Origin of the sequence: Thalassotalea sp. ND16A (assembly GCF_000764205.1) — a bacterium.
In the GTDB taxonomy this organism is placed as follows: domain Bacteria; phylum Pseudomonadota; class Gammaproteobacteria; order Enterobacterales; family Alteromonadaceae; genus Thalassotalea_A.
This window is the reverse complement of the sequence record NZ_JQDZ01000099.1, coordinates 1-5,327: the sequence shown is the minus strand read 5'-3', so window position 1 is coordinate 5,327 and position 5,327 is coordinate 1. Positions and strand designations below refer to the sequence as shown.

The following is a 5,327-nucleotide window of genomic DNA, read 5'->3' as shown; positions in this document are numbered from 1 at the left end:
TATTTAGCCTTGAGATTATTGCAGCACCAAGGAAGGCAATATCGACTAACTAAGAGCGAGCTTAGGCTCGCTCTGATTGAATTAGTGAATGAAACATGAGATTAAAGTTGTGGGGATCCTTCCGGTTAAAACCCCGCCAACAAAAAAGGCTGCCCCGAGGCAGCCTTTTTTTTAAAGCAAGTAATTAAATTACTTACCCAACTTTTCTTTGATACGTGCTTTCTTACCAGAAAGTTCACGTAGATAGTAAAGTTTAGCTTGACGTACATCACCGCGACGCTTCACTGAAATTTCAGCAACCATTGGGCTATGTGTCTGGAATACACGCTCTACACCTTCACCGTTCGAGATTTTACGAACAGTAAAAGCAGAATGCAATCCGCGGTTTTTCTTAGCGATTACAACACCTTCAAATGCTTGAAGACGTTCTTTGTCACCCTCTTTAACTTTAACTTTAACAACTAAAGTATCACCAGGGGCAAACGCTGGTACGTCAGTTTTCATTTGCTCTTGTTCGAGCTGATTAATGATATTACTCATAATACACCTTTCTTTCTAGATTACACTGCTACTATTTAACATTGCGATGTTTACGCTTTATTTGCTTCAACATCGTTTCCTGCTCGGCAGTCAGAGCTAGATTAGTTAGTAAATCTGGACGTCGAGTCCAAGTTCTTTCTAATGACTGTTGCATGCGCCATTGACGAATGTTTTTATGATTACCACTGAGCAATACAGTCGGTACAGTTTTATCATCCAGAACCTCTGGCCTGGTGTAATGTGGACAATCTAATAAACCGTCAGAAAATGAATCCTGCTCAGCCGATTGATTGTGCCCCAGTACGCCCGGGATAAATCTTGCAACCGCATCAATTAAGGTCATCGCCGGTAATTCACCGCCGGTTAACACAAAATCGCCGATAGACCATTCTTCGTCGATATCCGACTCGATTAATCTTTCGTCTATGCCCTCATATCGCCCGGCAATTAATACCAATGACTTATGAGCTGATAATTCACGTACACCCGCCTGGTCAAGCTTTCGTCCCTGTGGCGATAGGTAGATCACATGCGCATCAACACCTGCCGATTGTTTGGCAGCGTTAATGGCATCTCGTAATGGTTGCACCATCATTAGCATTCCCGGACCACCGCCATAAGGACGATCATCAACGGTACGATGCTTATCATGGGTAAAGTCTCTTGGATTCCTGGTTTGGAATTCAATTAACCCATTACGAATCGCTCTTCCTGTCACCCCAGACTCAGTGATAGCAGTAAACATTTCGGGAAACAGGCTTATCACCTCTATCCGCATTTTGCTGTTATCCATTGAGTTAGAAACCTGGGTCCCAGTCCACGTCAATTTGTTTCGATGCAAGCGATACATTTTTGATCACTTGTTCATCTAAGTAAGGAATTAACCTTTCTTTTTTACCAAACGCATCAGTGCGATTGGCTTTAACAACCAGTACATCGTTAGAGCCGGTTTCCATGATGTCGGTAACTGTCCCCAGGTTATAACCTGAATCATTTACCACATCCATACCAATTAGATCGCGCCAGTAAAACTCACCTTCTGGTAATTCTGGCAGTAGATCACTCATAACAGTAATTTCAGCACTCACACGAAGTTGCGCATCGTTTCTGTCATTAACATCCGTGAATTTTGCAATTAAACCATTGCTATGGCGACGCCATTCACTCACTTCGACTGTTTGTTTTTTGCCACCCAGGCTTAACACCCAAGGGCTATAATCGAATATTGCCTGCGGATCGTCGGTAAACGAATGTATTTTCAACCAGCCTTTAATGCCGTAAACGGCACCAATTTTTCCAAGGGTGACTTCTTTTTCCATTATTTACTAATTCTCTTTCAACAAATTCAAATTGTTAATTAAGCCGCAGAAGCGTCTTTAACTAACTTTGCAACACGGTCAGAAACCGTTGCACCTTGACCAACCCAATGGTTGATACGGTCAAGATCTAAACGAAGTTTTTCCGCTTGACCTTGTGCAGTAGGGTTGAAGAAACCAACTTTCTCGATGAAACGACCATCGCGAGAGTTACGGCTGTCAGCAACAACCACTGTAAAAAATGGACGCTTTTTCGCGCCGCCACGAGCTAAACGAATGGTAACCATACCGTCCTCTATATTTAAGTTATAAAACGAATTTTCCAGACACTTTCAAACCACTAGGGTTAGAAAAGCTCGCAGATTTTACGCTTTTACAGATAAATTGCAAGCCTAATGCAGCATTAACGCTAAAATAACTGAAAAAACACATGCTAATTGCGAAAAGGTGGGATAAACTCGCGCCTCGTTTACAAGTTGCTACAGTTCATTAGTAAATAAACCTATACATTCACCTGTAAAAATTTAACAGCTCTTTAGCGGATAACAGATTCAGTTATGACATCATTAAGCAATCACAACCTAAAAGGTTTATCTTTAGCGCTCACTACCGCGGTGATGTGGGGCTTATTGCCATTAGCACTGACCAGTGTTCTACAGTTGATGGATTCATATACCATTACCTGGTACCGGTTTTTGTTTGCGGCTTTATGTGTAACTGTTATGCTTTACCGTAAGAAAAAGCTGCCACTGTCTATTTTTAAAAATAAAAGTCTGTTCAAGAGACTGTTTTTTGCCGCAATATTTTTATCGTTAAATTATATACTTTATTTATCAGCGCTATATTATGTGCCGGCAGAAACGGCGCAAATGTTGATTCAAATGGCACCATTTATGATGTTAATTGGCAGTGTTATATTCTTGAAAGAAGCCTTTAGCCGTGGCCAAATGGTCGGTTCCGCCGTACTTATTTCTGGCTTAGTGTTATTTTTCAATCAGCAGTTTAGTCAGGCAAACGATTTGGACAGTGACAATTTTTTCACCGGCTTCATTATCATGCTTGGCGCTTCATCCACCTGGGCGATTTATGCCATTTTGCAAAAGAAAATGTTAAACCACTTTAGTGCCAACCAAATTATGTGGTTTATTTATTTATTCTCCAGCTTGTTCTTTTTACCGGTGGCAACGCCGACCGATGTTGGTTCGTTAAATGTGCTGGCGTTGTTATTATTGTTGTTCTGTTGTGCCAACACGCTTATCGCTTATGGTACCTTTGCCGAATCATTAGAGTACTGGCCCGCATCGAAGGTTAGTGCAGTATTAGCGATAACGCCATTGCTGACGGTACTGTTTGCCACCATTGCCGAGAAGATATGGCCAAGCATGTTCACCGCCCAAAGCTTAAACAATTTGGCCTATGTCGGCGCGTGTTTAGTCGTGGTTGGTTCAATGCTGACGGCATTAGGTAACAAGATCCTGACCAGAGAAAAGTTCAGAGCGTTGAAGCGGTTGGTAAGGCTGTAGGGACAAGGGGTCAAGGGGTCAAGGGGTCAAGGATTAAGGTATAAGGTACAGGGTACGGGCAGTATATTTGAATATCGATTAGGGTAATTGGCGGCGATACAATATTAGAAAAAATACTCCGTCATTCCGTGATGTTGTTGCACGGAACCTCATTTCGGTTATAACGTGCTTATAAACAATAGAACCACAGTATGCTCAAGGAGATCCCATCCAAAAGCACGATGGGAAGACGGCGTTTTTTTCGATGAACGTGTAGAGCTGCTCGAAGCCCGTAGCTAATCGCCCGCCGCCCTTTTCCTAATTCGCATAATCGCTATATACCGGATTCGAATTTAACGCTTTTTGTGAGCCTTTTAGCGAGAAGTTATAACCGCATAAACCAAAGTTGCCACGGCGTGCCAAAGAACGAACGACTAACGCCGTATCTAAGGGCGAGAAATTCGCGTAATAATCGCCCGAATCTTCCACTTCAACATTGATGGTGCGCACCTTGTCACCATTATTAAACTCGATAACCTCACAACTATCGTCACCTTGGCCAGTTAACTGTGACCATATTTCACCATTGTTAATTTGATCCGCTTGCCAATGCAAAATTAAACCGTCATGTTGATCGAGCAACAAATAAAACTCATCGGGCATGGCTAATAAATTGCTTCGTTGTCGCACAACTTTATTGAGCGCAACCGTGTCAGCAGTTCCTCCGGCATTTAGTGCTTCTGCTGGTTCGTTAACAATATACGGCAGGCTAACAAATGACACCGAGAGCACCATAAAAACCAAACTTGCAATCGCCGCCAATGCTTTATTTTTAGTAAGCCAGTTGTGGATGAGTTCAGCGCTGTCATTACTGGCATACTTAGGCTGAGGTTCGGGATTTGTTGAACTGTTATCTGCATCTGTGGCGGGTTCGTTTTGACCGGGTGGATGAAAGCTATATTCGTCCTCTTGCTCGTCACTACTTTGACCAAATAAACTCGGTTCAATACGGTTTGAAATTGGCTTACGCTCTACTTTTACCGGCTCCGATAGCGCACTTAAATCAACGGGCCCGTAATAGCCCATCACATACACATGTGGCTTAGCCGAGGGTATTGAAAACAGATATAAACTGCCGATTATTGGCAAAATTAATAGCGCATAACCACTGGCATCAGGCAATAAGATGATCGCTAAAAAGCTAAGGCTGGTTACCACACTGATGAGCCAGGCCACAGCGGAACCTTTGCGGCTATCTCTGCAACGGCGAATGCTGGCAGTAAAATAAACAATAGAAATTAGCGCCAGCAATACTACTTGGGCTATAAGTGAAGATAAGATAACACCAATGAATAGAAGGAATACCGCCAAGCAACAAATGCTTATCGCAAAAAAACGTTCCGAGTTGTCTAAGCCTTTGAAACAAAATAGAGATTTAAGTAATTGCACAAAAAAATGCCTTAAGAAATTAGTGTTATTATTGATCAAGCGTCAACCGGATATGTAGCCTTGGCGAAAACGCGGTTGCAATATTGATACTACAACAGAGTCATCTTGAGCTCAAACCAAGATTGTGTCGATTTATTCGTAAACAAAAGATGAGTTTAGGGTTAGGGGGTAAATAAAGAAGTATGAAACCTATCCCTGGCAATTACGTGAGGTTAAAGCTGTTATCTCAGCTTCTTTGCATAGCAATCAAACCCTGCCAACCGGTTACGTTCCGCGGTTAACGAAAATTCATTCTCTTGGTTGGCGAGACTTCAGTCTCTTGGTTGGCGGGACTTCAGTCTCGCATTATGGCGCTAGCCATTTTAACTTGACTGGGCCAACCATGCGAGGTTAAAACCTGAAGTATCCCCACAAATATTTGTGTAAGCGTTTGAAATTTAGTTAAATTAATTTCACCACAAAACAAAAAAACTAAACCTCAAACGCTATGAAGGTATTTTCAAACTTTTTTAAGAAAGAA

At 42.2% G+C, this 5,327-nt stretch carries 6 protein-coding genes; 1 reads left to right on the top strand and 5 read right to left on the bottom strand.

Annotated elements, in window-relative coordinates; genetic code table 11:
• Nucleotides 1-189: 189 nt before the first annotated feature.
• From rplS to rpsP, 4 genes are read right to left on the bottom strand one after another with little or no spacing between them, the layout of a single operon-like run.
• On the bottom strand, nucleotides 190-540 hold the full coding sequence (gene rplS, locus ND16A_RS05220; protein WP_033078457.1) for a 50S ribosomal protein L19: 351 nt from the start codon (nucleotides 538-540) through the stop codon (nucleotides 190-192).
• Between the two features lie 31 nt (nucleotides 541-571).
• Nucleotides 572-1,318: a tRNA (guanosine(37)-N1)-methyltransferase TrmD gene (trmD, locus tag ND16A_RS05225; protein WP_033078458.1), complete on the bottom strand. Its 747-nt coding sequence runs from the start codon at nucleotides 1,316-1,318 to the stop codon at nucleotides 572-574.
• 19 nt (nucleotides 1,319-1,337) lie between these two features.
• Complete coding sequence (rimM, locus tag ND16A_RS05230) at nucleotides 1,338-1,859, bottom strand: ribosome maturation factor RimM (protein WP_033078456.1); 522 nt, start codon at nucleotides 1,857-1,859, stop codon at nucleotides 1,338-1,340.
• A gap of 38 nt (nucleotides 1,860-1,897) precedes the next feature.
• Entirely contained in the window at nucleotides 1,898-2,143 is a 246-nt protein-coding gene (gene rpsP, locus ND16A_RS05235; RefSeq protein WP_033078455.1) for a 30S ribosomal protein S16, read from the bottom strand.
• A gap of 270 nt (nucleotides 2,144-2,413) precedes the next feature.
• On the opposite strand from rpsP, the gene ND16A_RS05240 reads away from it, so the two are divergent.
• A complete protein-coding gene (locus tag ND16A_RS05240) occupies nucleotides 2,414-3,379 on the top strand; it encodes a DMT family transporter (protein ID WP_033078454.1) in 966 nt (321 codons plus the stop codon).
• A 297-nt stretch (nucleotides 3,380-3,676) separates the two neighbouring features.
• On the opposite strand, the gene ND16A_RS05245 is transcribed toward ND16A_RS05240, so the two are convergent.
• Nucleotides 3,677-4,807 (bottom strand): hypothetical protein, encoded by a 1,131-nt coding sequence (locus ND16A_RS05245; RefSeq protein ID WP_033078453.1) that lies wholly within the window; start codon nucleotides 4,805-4,807, stop codon nucleotides 3,677-3,679.
• Nucleotides 4,808-5,327 lie beyond the last annotated feature (520 nt).